Genomic DNA, 13,898 nt, shown 5'->3' with positions numbered 1-13,898 from the left:
TGACCGGAGGGTCATCGTTCAGGATGAGTATTCTGAATTTTCCAATCGGCAAGTATCGAGGGCAATGGCATACAGGGAGCGCTGCGCCGTCAGCGCCTCGCTCCCCATCTGTTCCCACCCGTTGCCGCCATTCCGGAAAAAGTCCGGAATAAGAAAAACGCCGAAGGTCCTATAAAACCAGGCTGTCCGCAAGCCCTCCCCTCATGCGGCCGTCCGTTCAGCGGCGCCGAGCCTCACAATCTCGACCGGCGCAAGCGTATCGAACGACGGCAGGAGCGGCACGAAAGCGTCGTTCAACCTGTCCTTGTACGCCTTTGCCCGCGTGAGGAAATCTTCCGTTTCCTCGATCAGGTGAGCGGGCAGAGGATCGCGACGGGCATCGTCTGCCGGCCAGGACGGCAGCGCTGCCAACGCCGCGCGCAGCACGGTTTCGGAGCGGGCTGAAGTCGTGCGCCCGCTGCGCAGGACGACGGCAACCGGCGGACTGATTGCCGCCGCTCCGCCGTCAGGCGTCGCAATCTGCTCCGACAAGTAGGAGTCGATTCGTCCGGAACTCCACAGCATGCTCAGCGCCTCGGCCATTCCGGCTTCCGACAGGCCGGCCAGCGTCATGAACTGGATCAACCGCGCCACGCTGTCGTCCAGCGCCGCCAGTTCCCCTTTCGCCTCGGCACGGATGCGTGCGTTGTACGCGGTTACGGCCCGCTGCTGCTCCGGACGGCAGGCCCGGGCGATGCGTATCGCGAGGCTATTGCCCGTCATCGTGAAGCGGCTGTCCACGATCTGGTCCGCCACCAGCGACAGTTGCGCCACCGGCTGGCGCACGCCCCGGAAGCCGACCCACAGCGTGATCGTTTCCTTGTCGTCGGTGATTTCCAGATCGGCCACCTTGAAGACATGGGCTAGTGCCAGCACCCGCAGCACCCGCCGCGCGCGCCACCCCAGGGCGGGGCCATTCAGGAACAGCTCGAACGACGACAGGTACCGGTCGCGCCTGAGCGGCGTCGTCGCCGATACGGTTTCTGCCGCCAGATCGGCCAGCGACAGCAGCGGCAGGCGGTCGAACATCAGCCCTTGCAGGAAGGCGTGATCGCCCAGGCGTTGCGCCGGCAGACGCCAGTTTTGCACCAGGTCGCCAGGCAGGATGTCGGCGCAACGGCCGGCAACGTCATCGAGCGTATCGCGGTAGTCGTCGAACAGCGCGCCGAAGAAAGCATTGTCCGTCTTCAGCCCGGTCAGGAAAGCCTTCGTGCGTTCCGCCGGCGCAATGATCAGTTCGTCGAGGTCTTCGATCATCGACCCCACGTTACCGGAGAAGCGCAACATCTTTTGCAACACCCAAAGCAGCCGGTCCGCCAGCTTGTGTCCATAGACGGAAGAAAAGTAGATGCGGCCGCGAGAGGCGTCCGCGCCAGTGCCGCGCCGGACATAGAAATCGTAGCAGTCGCCGATACGGTTGATCGCGACGGCGCCGGCCCAGGCCGAGGCCGTCCCCACCTCCAGCGGCCAGTCCTGCAGCCAGCGGGAATCCAACACATTTTCCAGTTGCTGCGGGGCCAGCCCCAGCAGCTTGTTGCGCACGCCGCTGACCAGGGCATTGCGATAATCGACCAGGCGCTTCGGATCATCGGCCAGAACAGCGACCGGCTCCGGAGCCCAGACCTGGTCGCGTTCCGACTTGTCGATGGCGATGTCGATTTCCTCGTACTCGTTCATGAGGCTGACCGTCATCACTTCTTCCAGGTGGCGGATGTCGTTTTCCAGACGGTCTTCGAGCATGTCGAAGCGGCGGTTCATCGTATCGAAGCCGCGTTGCATGGCCAGCAGCACCTGCGCGGTCGATTGCCGAATTTCCGCGCGGTCGAGGGCGAAGTTTTCGTCCATCAGCTTCGACATGTCGGCAACCTGCTGTCCCAGTTCGCGCGCCAGCCCGTCGATCTTTTCTTCCAGGCCGTCGATGCGCTTGTTGATGCCCGCGCCCATGCTGTCCATCTGCTCGGACATGGCTTCCAGGCTCTTCAGGATGGTGTTCGCCATCTCTTCGATCTGCTTGGAAAGTGCCTTGTAGACTTCTTCCAGCGGATCGGGGTCCGCCCCGAAAATGGCGGTCTTGATCAGGGAAAAAGCGGTGAAGCCGATGGACAGCATCATCATCGCACCGCCACCCTTGCCTATCGAGCCGATGGCCTGCATGGCGCGCATCTGCTGGAAGGCATAGCCAACAGTGGCCAGCGCCGTGCCGATCTGCACGGCCATGTTGGCGTAATGGAGTACATTGCGCAGCAGCGACGCGACGGCCTTGTTGAGTCCCTTGTCCTCCAGGAAGTTGATGGCCTGGGTGCCGTACACCAGGATCTGCTCGGACACCATCGCATAGTCCTGCATCTTGGTCATCATGCGCTGGGCCGACTTCATCTGGGCCTTTTGCGCACGCGCTTCGACCAGCGCCTTCTGGCGCAGGGGATCGCTGGCCTGCTTGCGGTAGAGGGAGCGCAATTGCTTCGCGGAGTCCGCCCGCTGGGTTGCCGTGTCATCTTCCTGCTTGAGCAGCCGCTTGTTCTCTCTCTCGATCACGTCCTTGAATGTACCCGCCGGCAACACATCCGTTTCGCCGAAACCTTCCGGCGGCTTCAATCCGAAGAAGCCCAGCTTTTTCAGGTCGTTGATCGACATGTTGTCCTGAGGTTTCTGGCCCAGATCGTCCAGGATGCTGCGCAGCGAACGCGACCGGTTGAGGACCATATCCTTCATGGCGATGTCCTCGGCCAGATTGTCCATCCTCTGCACAAAAGGACTGTCTTTCCGGCGCTGGATTTCCCTATCCTCGACCGTACTGTCGAAGCGGATGCCGTTCTGCCACGCCTGGAACTTCAGCTTCATCTGGGTCGCACGCAGCAGCGCCATGCTTTGGCGGTTGCGGCTGTCGTCGAGATCGGGCGCATCAGGCGGGCCGTCGAAGCTCCGGCCCGACTTCGCCTGCGCGATACCACGCTCGGGGGGCAGGACGCCGTTGCCGGTCTGTTCCGGCAAGCCCCTGGGGTCGAGCGGCAGCCAGAGCGAGTCTGCCGACCATGCAGTCCAGGCCTGGCTGAAGGCGTTGCAGCTGCCCTGGGGAATCCAGGGATCGGCCGCATGCCGGGCGAGGAAGGCCACAGCCGCTTTTGCCGACAGCCGTCCGCCGCGCGGCGACACCGTGCCCTCGATGATCAATTCCTGCATCGCCGTTCCAGCCAGCGCGGAGCCGCCGTCGAAGTCGGCCAGGGCCGCATAGGGGTCCTGAACGGCGGCGACATCGGCAACGGCGAGACGCCCTTCCCTTCGCTCGTTCCCGACATAGGCATGCACCAGCGCACCGAGGCCGGATACCAGGCTATTGGCGACAGCAGCGAGCGAGTAGGCCATGAAGGGGGCCATTTGCAGCAGGCTGGCCGCGGTCGGCGGCATCGTGAACGTCTCCTTGTCGGCGCGCAGGAGCGGAGCGTCATAGCCATCCGGCGTCAGCGCGCTGCGCCCCGCTTCCATCACGATGCGGTAATGCGCCGGCGCGTGCGCCATCAGGGAAACCGGCTTGCCATCCTGCTGGATCGGCCATCCGGCCTCCACCAGTTTGGCGAAATGCGCCAGGGCCTGTTCGTTCAGGGCGATATCGCCATCGATCTTGTAACGGTCCGGACGCTTGGGGCGCGCGGCGGCATTGATGACCTGATCGCACTCGGACACGCGCCACGGCCGGGTCTTGTCGGCGGCACTCCAATTGTCGTCGATGGCTTTGCGCAACGCGTCGCCGTCCTCGAAACGCTTGCCTTTGAGTGTGTCCAGCACGCGGCGTAAATCCTCGCCGACGCCCTCGGCTTCCTGCGCTTCGGTGGATTTCTTCAACTCGTCCACAATCAGATGCATCAATTGGTCGGAGCCGCCGCCCGCCGCTGTCTTGAGCAGTTCGTCATCGACGGCGAAGTCCTGGATCACACGCTGGACCGCCTTCGCCATCGCCGGCAGGATAGGCACGAGCGTGCTGACGATGGTAGCGGCTAGCCGTGGATTATCGGAAAGAAAGCTGGCTGTCTCGGCCGGAATGACTGCCGGCGTTTCCGGCGGCAGTTCGGGCACGAAATGCGGATAGGCCGCGAGCAGCGAGGCCGGCAGCAAGCCGGCCAGGGTGTCATCATTGAAGAAGTTGCCGTCGGCGATGTCCGGCACGGACCAGAGCGGCGCGCCGGCTGCCAGCAGCGGCGGCAGGCTCTTCAACTGGTCTTTCTCCAGCGCCGTGCGGATCAGGCTGATCGCCTGAGCGCCGGTATCGTCAGCCAGTTCCGGCGGCGCGCCAGCCGCCAGGGCCTGTGCCAGCGCGCCGGCGTTGCCGTTGGCGGCGAGATGGTGGAGCCACGAATAGCCGCTTTCCTGCTCGCGCCAGTCCCAGCTTGAACGCAGCAGGGCTTCCGGACGCGGCCAGCCGCGCGCCTCGATATGCAGGAAGCTTTCCGCGTCGCGCGCGATGATCACCGTACCGTCGTCCAGCACGGCCACGCCCTGGAATACGCCCTCGGCAGGCAAGCGCTGGGCCAGCATATAGCCGCCGCTCGGCAGGCTGTTCCACAACATGTAGACGCCGTCGGTGATGCTGAGGAAGCCGCCTTGCGGCAGCGCCGTCAGCGCACGCCCGGCCAGCGGATCTGGCGCGAAGACGCTCCACTGCGCCGGTTGCAGATGGCCGGGCGTGAAGGCCGACGGTCCATAGACCTGATAATTGCCATTGGCTGTAAGGGCGGCGACGGAGCCGTCCGACAGATTGGCCAGAAAAACGATGTCGCCCCAATCCTCGTTCTGGCTGCGCGGCGGCGAGCCCTTGAAGACCGGCGTGCCCGTCTCGATTGCCCAGACGCCGACGGTCGGAATACCATCGGTCCGCGCGCCGCCCGTGAGGATCATTCCGCCCGGCAGCGCAAGCGCGCACGCTATATTTGCCCGCGCGCCATCCGGTCCGGTCAATCCGTAACCGCCCACGCGATCCTGCGCATTGTCGTCTGCGCCCATGTTGACGACCAGCAGAGAATTGTTCTGCACCAGGAAGGCCTGTTCGCCCTTGGCCGGGATCAGCCGGGCATCCTGCGCCTCGGGGAGTTTCTTGACCAGATGCTCTCGCGCCTGCCCATCCACATCGGCGCTCAGGCAGAGCAGCGTACCGTCCGCAAGCAGAGCAAGAATGCGTCCCGACGGCAGGTCGAGCAGGGAAATCGCCCTGTTCGCATGTTTCCAGGCAGCCGTCACTTGCCACTGCCACGGCGTCTGGCTGTAATCGGGCGTCAGCAACTGCATCACGCCACTGGCGCGGCCCACGACCATGCGTCCGCCGGGCAAGGCGGCGACGGCGCACAGCCGGTCGCCCTGCGGCATTTCGCGCAATACGGAAGTGCCCGCATAGTCGCGCGCGACACCCCACAGCCGCTGGTTCGGCAAGGAACCGCCGTCGCGCGCTGTCGCAGCCATCAGGGTTGCTTCCTTCTGCTTCCGCACCTCGGCGCGCGAGGCCGGGCGCTCCTGCCGCATTTCATCGCCGATGGCGCGCAGGATCGATTGCGGATCGTCTGGCGGCAGATCGCCCGACAGGTCCCAGGCCATGACGCCGCCCAGGCATTCCTGCTTGGCGTAGCGGATTTTTTCACGGACGGAATTGGGGTTGTCGTAGGTGATCAGGGTATCTTGACGCCCGCCTTCGCCCTTCACGAACAGGTAAGGCGCGCGCGCCACCGGGTGCAGGTAGGACGAGGCGACCAGGCCGGGGAGCTTGTCGGAGGCGCTGCCCTTGCGGACTTCGGTCGCGATGTAATTGTAAAGATAAGTGCCGGTGCCGTCGTTGAACTGCCCGTCCGCAGCCTTCCGGACCGGCCGGTTGATGCCGCTGTTCCAGTCGGCCTCGGAAACCGTCGCCGGGCGCGTGACACCGTCGACTTCCAGCCCCCGGCCATAGATGGCGAGCCCCAGCGACAACTGCCGCCGCGTGAAGCAGAGCTTGTCCGCGTACCCCAGCATTGCCGTCATCGTCTCTCGCACGCCGCTCGGCGCTTCATACCCGCTTGCCGGCGTTGCCGTGGAAACCGGACGCATGGGCGCGTTGAAATCTGAATTCTGGAGCCACGTACCGCCATAGTCGTAGGTCATGACATTGATGGTATCGACCAGGCTGCCGATCTTGAGCCAATACTTGTCCAGCCTCTTGATCTTTTTCGGGTCGGCCGGGGCCGCAATGGAGAGCAGGAGTTTTTTGTCGTCCGGAACCTCGATCCACGCATCACGCAGAAACTGTTTCTGGCTCGGGTCTTGCAGGTCCTTTTCCGCCTGACGCAATGCCTCCAGGATGGCGACAAAGCCGGGACCATCCGCTTCGGACGGGTATTCCCAGTCCAGCTCGATGCCGTCGAAGCCGAGCACCATGACGGCGCGCACCAGGGAACGGGCAAAATTCTGCACCGCCTTCGGGGTCTTGCCGATGTAGGAAAACAGATCGGCCGCAGGCAGGATCTTGATATTGAACTGCGTGGACAACCAGTCCTGTATGAACAACTGCCTGTGCTGATCCATGTCCTTGTACCAGCCCGGCAGCAGTTGCTGATAAAGTTCCGGGTAGACACCTGCGGGATGGCCTTGCGGCTCGCTATCCGGCGGCATGATGCCGCCATTTCCATCCGGCGCGTCAACCCAACGCCGCACATAAAATTCATTCTGAGTCAGCGCGCCAGTGGCGGCGGCGGGAGGCAGATAGATCGTGAATTGCGCCGCCGGATTGTGCCGTCCGATACGCTTCGCCTCTTCCCTGTCGTTCACTGTGAGGACTTCGAACGGCAATTCCTTCGGCCACCCGCCGACGATCAGATGGACTTTCAGCTCGGGATTCAACTGCTTCATGAATTGCAGGGAACTGAGCTGCCAGTCGTCGCCCCAGGGATCGGAACTGACGGGGTTCCCGTTCAGGTCCATGCTGAACATGCCGTAGGAAATTTCGTTGATATGCTCGAACGGCAGATCGCGGATGAAAACATCGCGGCCGTAGCCGAAGTAATTTGCGTAGTACCCCAGAGCCCGCCGCGAAAAAGCCGCGGACTTGATGATGTTCCGGCTGGAGCTGTCTATCGTGCGACGCCGCTTGCCGCTCATCTGAAGGTCGATCAGGTCCAGGGGAACTTGCACAGGATCACTCTGATCTGGGAAGCGGACCCAGACCTTGGGTAGCGTGCTCAGGTTCTTGATGTAGGAACCATATTCCAGGCACGCGAAACTGCTGACATACGAGAGCGACTTCTGCAGATTGGCGGCAATCGATCTTGGTTTCTTGTACTCAAACTGGTAAAGGTAGACCGGACTTGCGGAGAAGGAGGTTCGGCTGAACACCCCATCGTCCTGGCTCGTCACACACAGCGTCCCCCAGGGATTCAGATACACATCGGCGACTGTCCAAAAGGCCATGCCAGCGTCCATTTTTTTCTTGTAGGTAAGGTCCCACATCCTTTCCCGGAAAAGATGGACCTTCATGTCGCTGAGGCGCTTTTCCTCTATCGGCTTGTCCCTGTCTTCCTGGCGCGTTTGCCCTTTCCTGACTTCGGCAGTCGCGTCGTCCGTCAGATTGCGCTGCTGGCCGAGCCCGACGCCGATGGAAATATTCGCCTCGAACCAGAGCGCCGAGATGGCCACGTCTTGCGGCGAGTCATTGACGAGAACGATGGTATCGATACCGTTCGTTTTCTGGAATTGCCATTTGAGGCCGCGTGTATCGAGTATCTTCGCCATTTTTACTCCTTATCGAATTGGGCGATTTTTTACAGGGAAGCGCATCAACGTATCGTCCTCGACTGCCAGCGAAACGAACAGCAAGGAAAAGAGCAATTGCCATTGTCCGGAGCTGAGCTCTGCGGGTGAAAACTTCTGACCCGATGGGGAAAGGGAATACTTCTCACCCAGCGATATCGCTGCACACTCAAGGGTAGCGGCAAGTGCATCCGCTGAAACTGAGGGGAATAAGTGGCTCATGTCCATGAGCATGGCAAACTCGTGGAGCTTCGGCCCCGCCTTGCCGATGTGTCGTTGGAAGTCGTCGTAGTTCATAGCGGCCAATTATAGGTATCTGGGCACCAAAGCAATATATATTGCCATGCAATTACTCCATGTTTTTTGTGAATTTCTGTTTTATATCAAGCATCATATGAATATATTTCATAAAAATATGAATTAAATATTTCTCATTCTATCTACTACGACAACCGGCCAGAAGCTGCCGGTCGACATCGGCGCTTTTATGCGGTCATCATAAATGATGAGAAAAAAATTCCTTTTCCTGAAAATTCGCCAGGCCCCTTCTACGTCGAAGATGGATGCTGCACTTCCTGTGGGATGCCGTCTACCGTGGCACCTGGCCTTTTCTCGTACTCCAATGCTGGTCATTGTTATGTAAGTAAGCAGCCATCTGACGGAAAGGAAATTTATCAAATGATTCGAGCATTTGAAGTTCAAGATATTGGCTGCATCCGTTGCAAGGGCTGGAACCGTGTCATCAAAATTAAGCTGGTTGCCTTGGGTGAAGGAGATCAATGTGATCCGCTTGACCGGGATCTGCAAGCGCTTGATCAGGAAATCAAAGCGGACCGTTGCGGTCTGCGATAGCCAGCTATCTTTTTGCCTAAGGCCGCTACTTCCGAGCGTCCGCAAGGGAGTGGAAGCGGACCGTTCCATTGAATCACCACCAGTCGCTTAAACTCGCCCGATCCATAGTTTTTGAAAGATGAAAAACCGATGGATCGTGTTAGGGGCCTGGGTATCCTGCCTGGCACCTGGTGTGCCTTCTCGGCGTCAGCTGATGCAACGACGAATCGGGTATGACCTGCCTAGCCCCCTGCCCTGCAGAGGCTCCTGTCGCGCTCAAGCCAAAGGTTGTCCTAGCTTCGGAGCATTCGCGCAGGGTATCAGGGTATTATTGGAAGGGAAGAAATATTCATCAAATTATCTAAGGGCACGATGGAATGACGGTTTATCTCGATGATGAGCGACGTACGCCGGAGGGTTGGACCCGAGTATATTGTAGTGGCTCCTCTTGGCCGATTGCCGCTGTTGGTAGGTTCCGCTCCAGACCGGACCTTTGATACTAGACTTATCTAGACTTCCATTCCCTTGGGATCGGGACGGAGCGTCGCGCGATTGAATCTCTGCCGGTCTCGATGATCGCTAGCATATTTTGAACGGCTATCTCAAGTTCATCTTGGTTGCAAAAATACTCGGAAAGCTTACCGGCGACTACATATGAAGAACAGTTAAAACCATCTTCGATATCGTGGAACCAGATTACCCTGCTGCCGATGACCGCCACAACCCAAAAGCCGCCGCCAACTGTGCCATAGGTTTGCTCGGCCCACTTCTCAGGAGGAATTTTGATGGATTCCCACAGGCGGAGTACCTGAGGACCCATTCGGCCTTCCGCACTGATGATCTTATCCCATCATTCTGTCTCTGAAATCGGTTCCCAATCCATTATCTCTCCAATGACTGCTTCTGGCCGGTTGCCGGTGTTCATGTGCGACAGCTTCCACCCCAAAGCAGAAGAATATATCGCCACGGCCATTAGGCGAGTACCGTCTGCGGCGCATGGCTCGCGTGCCAGGTCATCGGTGCAACGCATTATAGTCATCAGATATCGAAAACTTGCGAAGGGGAAATGCTATCATTGTTTATATCCAACGTGATAAAAAACCATGATCGTCTCGGAAAGTGGTTACATTAAAAATATTCCCCCTAAAATCTATGCCTCTTGTTTCCAAACTCACTATTGTCACTCTTTTGGTTATGCTTACAGGATGTGTCTCTGTTCCCGTATGGGAGAGCGACGTTGCGACGCTCGACAAGAAAGGGAAAGGACTCACAATTTCTGAGGTCGATAAGGTGTTGGGTCGGTCAAGTGTTCTTGCGTCAAGAATATTTGAAGTAGAGGGAGCGACTTATACGTTGCGGCATTACGAAATTAGCGAGCCAACCGGTCGGGTGGCATCAAGTTACAAATGCGAGAAAAACGGCACTGGTTGCGTGACCAGTTATTTCCCTGAGTACAAATTGGCGCCATTTTCCATGGTCTTTGTTGGTATTTCCCCTAAGTTAGTAGCTTGGGGAAAATTGGATGACCTGTCCAAAAGCACTGATCCCCAGGTGATTGCTGTTTTGCGACAGCTTCAACGTTCCTACGCTGAATATGAGCTGTTGCAATCTAACCCAGGAGTCCGCTGCACACTTAAGAGTGATGGATACTGCTTAATGCACGATAAATAGGACTGACAGCGATACACAACAACGACTGCTTCTGGTCGATTGCGGAACTATAGTAGTGTCCGCGCCACACTCGAAGCGGACGTTGTATAGCTAGGGGTTAGCGCATTTGACACCGCGAAGACGGAGCAGGCCGCACACCTTTGCTAGAAGATGAGTCGTCAGCGATGATCGTTCCATCGGTTGCATAAGCAAGGCTACCGCAAGCGCGACAATACAAAACGATTCCGCGCTCGATGGCATACGTTCTGAGCGGAGGCTGTGCGAAGAAGTCGGCATGAATCTGGCTTACCGCTGGTTCCGGCGGTTGGGTCTGCAGGATAAGGTGCCGGATGACTCAAGTTTTTCCCAAAATAGACACGGCCGCTTTCGCGATCACGATGCATTTCGCCAGCTATTCGATGCGGTTCTTCGACGTTGCATGGCAGCAGGCCTGGTACAGGGCGAAGGGTTTGCAAGCGACGCCAGCATGATCAAGGCTGACGCCCAGCGGCAACGTTCCTGTTCAGGCGATTCCGCTATCGATTGGGATGACCCTGAGCAGGCAAGTCGACCGGTGCGAGAATATCTGGAGCTCTGGAGCAAGCTAATCCAGTGCTGCCCAAAAGAATCTCGCTGACGGATCCGTCTGCAACCTGGACTGCCGCTGCAGGGCCGGCTATTTTTGCTTACTCAACAAATTACCTGATCGATTTGAAAGCGGGAATGATTGTCGATGTCGAGGCACCAGCCATGAACAAGCTCGCAGAGGTCGAAGCGACCAAAACGATGATCAACCGGGTTGAGGAAAAATTCGCTATCAAGCCGCAGCGATTGGTGGGCGATACGAATTACGGCGTGGCTGCAATGCTGGGATGGCTGGTCGATGAAAAGAAGATCGCCCTGCAAGTCCTTGCATGGGATAACTCCGAGCATCGCGACGGCACGTTCAGCCGTACCGATTTCATCTTCTAAAGATCGGAAAAAGGTCGAGATACTATTTGCCCACCTCAAACGCATCCTTCACTGCGTACAATTTTCCTGTACATTTATTGCATTGTGACAAGTCTTGACCAAGAGTTTTTCAACACAATAGGCCGATAGAGGACAATCAGAATAGCGCAGTGTACGAGACGTTGCTGAGAAAGAAAATGCGAAGAATGTCAGGCGGTCTACGCCAGCTTGATGTGAAAACGGCCGCAGGAAGCGGCCGTATCGTTGAGGCTAGGCGGTGGAAGAAAAATCCCATGCCCCAAGTTTGCCCCAAGTTCGCATTTCGATAGGATGTAAAATCCTAAGCCATTGAATACAAACGAAAAATCTGGTGGGAAGTGCAAGTTTCGAACTTGCGACCCCTGCAGTGTGAATGCAGTGCTCTACCCCTGAGCTAACCTCCCGAAGCGAGGCGAATTATCGCATAGGTGTTGCGGCATCTGCAAGGGCTGGCGGCAGGAAATTTGTCGCGGCCCACATTTTTCTCAGGCGGCTGCTGGCGGCGCCGTGACGGCGGTCCAGATGCACTGGCCTTTCGCGGCCTTGTCCAGGCCGGCGATGGTGGCTTCGTGGGCGGCCAGTTCGTCGGCGCTGGCGCTCTGGAAGATGACTTCGGCCAGAGGCACGATTTCCAGGGCGGCGCCGTCGGCCGCCACTTCCACTTCCTCTTCCATGCTGAGGCTGTTTTGCCCGCGCGTCATGGCCAGGTAGACGTCGGCCAGCAATTCCGAGTCGAGCAGCGCGCCGTGCAGCTTGCGGTGGGCGTTCGAGACGCCGTAGCGGTCGCACAGGGCGTCGAGCGAATTGCGCTTGCCCGGATGCATTTCCTTCGCCTGCACCAGGGTATCGATCACGCCATGCACTTGCTCGTGGACGGGCGGCAGGTTCAGGCGCTTGAATTCGGCGTTGAGGAAGCCGATATCGAACGGCGCGTTATGGATGATCAGTTCGGCGCCGGCAATATAGGCACGGAATTCCTCGGCGATTTCCGCGAATTTCGGTTTGTCGCTCAAAAATTCGGTCGTCAAGCCGTGGACGGCCAGCGCACCCTCTTCCGAATCGCGCTCGGGATTGATGTAATGGTGGAAATTATTCCCCGTCAACATACGGTTGTTCATCTCGACCCCCCCGATCTCCAGGATGCGGTCGCCCGTACGTGGGTTCAGGCCGGTGGTTTCAGTATCGAGAACAATTTGACGCATGGGGGATTCAGTCTTAAAAGCAAAAAGCGAAGCGCACAGTATAACAAACCTGCGTATCGTAATCGAATCACAGTGTGCTTGAACGTCCTACAAACCGTAGCAAGCGGCAGTGATTTGTGGTCGAGAAGCGCAACCGTACGCAGCTACGGTCAGCATCACAGGCCGCAAGGCGCGACGCGCAGCAGGTTTGGCAGGACGTTCTCAGGCGCGTACGGTTTCCACGCCCAGGTTGGCCAGCGCATCGGCCCGCTCATTGCCCGGATGGCCATTGTGGCCGCGCACCCAGCGCCATTCGACCTCATGGACGGCCTGGGCCGTGTCCAGCGCCTGCCACAGGTCGACGTTTTTCACGGGCGCCTTGGCCGCGGTTTTCCAACCGCGCGCCTTCCAGCCGTGGATCCATTCGCTGATGCCCTTCTGGACATACTGGCTATCGGTATACATCACGACCTGGCAGGGGCGTTTGAGCGCCGTCAAGGCTTCGATCACGGCCTTCAATTCCATGCGGTTATTCGTCGTATTCAGTTCCCCGCCGTAAATTTCTTTCTTGGCGCCATCGGCGACCATCAGCGCGCCCCAGCCGCCCGTGCCGGGATTGCCCTTGCATGCGCCATCGGCGTAAATTTCTACCTTATCCATCTTGCTGTTCCCGCCTTTTATTCGTGACCGGTGCGCCTGCGGGCGCCGTCGCCGGTTTCTTGGTCCACGCCGGACCGATCAAACGCATCCCTTTGACGCGCTTGATCGCCTGCACTATATACACTGCGCCCAGATATGGCCACCAGCGCGCACCGGCCTTGTCCATGAAGGCGTTGCGGCGCAGCCATTTTTCCGTCTTGCAGGCGGGCGCGTAGCAGCCGAAATGGCTTTGGCTGACGCCCATGTTCAGCAATTTTAACCAGTCTTTCATGCGCGGCATAGAGATCAGCTCGCCCGCCTGCGGCAGGTAATGGCGGCCCGTCACGCGGCTCAAGCCCTGGCGCGCGCCCCACAGGCTGGCCGGATTGAAGCCGCAGACGATCACGCGCCCTTCCGGTATCAGCACGCGCTCGACTTCGCGCAGAACCTGGTGCGGCTCGGCGGCAAACTCGAGCACGTGCGGCAGCACCACCAGGTCCAGGCTTTGCGAGTCGAACGGCAGCTCGTCGAAAGCGGCCACCAGGGTCAAACGGCTCTCTTGCGGCGGGCGCGACGGCAGCCGCGAATCGAGCAGCCATTTGTTCGGCATGCGGCTGGCGGCCAGCGCGTCGAGCTGGGGCAAGCCGATCTGCACCGCGTTAAAACCGAAGATGTCGACCGTCAGGCTGTCGAGGCATTGCTGCTCCCAGGCACGCACGTACAGACCGGCCGGCGTCTGCAGCCAGCCGTCAAGCGCTATAATGGATTTTTCGGATGCCACACTGTCCATTCAGTTTTCTCTTTGAC

General features: G+C 59.0%; 8 protein-coding genes, 1 tRNA gene and 1 pseudogene. 2 read left to right on the top strand and 8 right to left on the bottom strand.

Translation table 11 applies throughout. The features are described 5' to 3' along the window. Positions 1-201: 201 nt before the first annotated feature. The 4 genes from YQ44_RS10460 to YQ44_RS28195 form a co-directional block, all read right to left on the bottom strand. Positions 202-7,782, bottom strand: coding sequence for a glycosyl hydrolase family 18 protein (locus YQ44_RS10460; RefSeq protein WP_071323323.1), 7,581 nt, complete (start codon positions 7,780-7,782; stop codon positions 202-204). Positions 7,783-7,791: 9 nt separating this feature from the next. After that, positions 7,792-8,097: a hypothetical protein gene (locus tag YQ44_RS10455; RefSeq protein ID WP_156894769.1), complete on the bottom strand. Its 306-nt coding sequence runs from the start codon at positions 8,095-8,097 to the stop codon at positions 7,792-7,794. Between the two features lie 123 nt (positions 8,098-8,220). Next, complete coding sequence (locus YQ44_RS10450) at positions 8,221-8,721, bottom strand: hypothetical protein (protein ID WP_156894768.1); 501 nt, start codon at positions 8,719-8,721, stop codon at positions 8,221-8,223. 415 nt (positions 8,722-9,136) lie between these two features. Next, positions 9,137-9,451 carry a hypothetical protein gene (locus tag YQ44_RS28195; protein ID WP_198043905.1) on the bottom strand — a complete coding sequence of 105 codons (315 nt, stop codon included), beginning with the start codon at positions 9,449-9,451 and terminating at the stop codon, positions 9,137-9,139. A gap of 299 nt (positions 9,452-9,750) precedes the next feature. On the opposite strand from YQ44_RS28195, the gene YQ44_RS28815 reads away from it, so the two are divergent. Continuing rightward, the gene (locus tag YQ44_RS28815) at positions 9,751-10,302 is read left to right on the top strand and encodes a hypothetical protein (RefSeq protein ID WP_156894767.1); all 552 of its coding nucleotides are present in this window, start codon (positions 9,751-9,753) and stop codon (positions 10,300-10,302) included. A gap of 235 nt (positions 10,303-10,537) precedes the next feature. Continuing rightward, positions 10,538-11,244 (top strand): annotated as a pseudogene (locus tag YQ44_RS29520) (transposase); the annotation flags it as partial. A 356-nt stretch (positions 11,245-11,600) separates the two neighbouring features. Here the strand turns inward: YQ44_RS29520 and YQ44_RS10435 are convergent. The 4 genes from YQ44_RS10435 to YQ44_RS10420 all read right to left on the bottom strand — a co-directional run bounded on the left by YQ44_RS10435 (position 11,601) and on the right by YQ44_RS10420 (position 13,881). Then, a tRNA-Val gene (locus YQ44_RS10435) sits at positions 11,601-11,675 on the bottom strand. Positions 11,676-11,756: 81 nt separating this feature from the next. Then, positions 11,757-12,473 carry a DNA polymerase III subunit epsilon gene (gene dnaQ / locus YQ44_RS10430; protein WP_071323320.1) on the bottom strand — a complete coding sequence of 239 codons (717 nt, stop codon included), beginning with the start codon at positions 12,471-12,473 and terminating at the stop codon, positions 11,757-11,759. Positions 12,474-12,674: 201 nt separating this feature from the next. Continuing rightward, complete coding sequence (rnhA, locus tag YQ44_RS10425; RefSeq protein ID WP_071323319.1) at positions 12,675-13,112, bottom strand: ribonuclease HI; 438 nt, start codon at positions 13,110-13,112, stop codon at positions 12,675-12,677. Continuing rightward, positions 13,105-13,881, bottom strand: coding sequence for a class I SAM-dependent methyltransferase (locus YQ44_RS10420; protein WP_071323318.1), 777 nt, complete (start codon positions 13,879-13,881; stop codon positions 13,105-13,107). Before YQ44_RS10420 ends, rnhA begins: the two co-directional genes overlap by 8 nt. Between the last annotated feature and the right edge of the window lie 17 nt (positions 13,882-13,898).

The organism is Janthinobacterium sp. 1_2014MBL_MicDiv, from assembly GCF_001865675.1.
Lineage (GTDB): Bacteria > Pseudomonadota > Gammaproteobacteria > Burkholderiales > Burkholderiaceae_D > Janthinobacterium.
This window is presented reverse-complemented; position numbering and strand designations above follow the sequence as displayed.

Coding starts and splice junctions, on each gene's coding strand:
- dnaQ (WP_071323320.1), bottom strand. CDS start 12,473: ATGCGTCAAATTGTTCTCGATACTGAAACCACCGGCCTGAACCCACGT.
- YQ44_RS28195 (WP_198043905.1), bottom strand. CDS start 9,451: ATGGGTCCTCAGGTACTCCGCCTGTGGGAATCCATCAAAATTCCTCCT.
- YQ44_RS10450 (WP_156894768.1), bottom strand. CDS start 8,721: ATGGAACGGTCCGCTTCCACTCCCTTGCGGACGCTCGGAAGTAGCGGC.
- rnhA (WP_071323319.1), bottom strand. CDS start 13,112: ATGGATAAGGTAGAAATTTACGCCGATGGCGCATGCAAGGGCAATCCC.
- YQ44_RS10455 (WP_156894769.1), bottom strand. CDS start 8,097: ATGAACTACGACGACTTCCAACGACACATCGGCAAGGCGGGGCCGAAG.
- YQ44_RS10420 (WP_071323318.1), bottom strand. CDS start 13,881: ATGGACAGTGTGGCATCCGAAAAATCCATTATAGCGCTTGACGGCTGG.
- YQ44_RS10460 (WP_071323323.1), bottom strand. CDS start 7,782: ATGGCGAAGATACTCGATACACGCGGCCTCAAATGGCAATTCCAGAAA.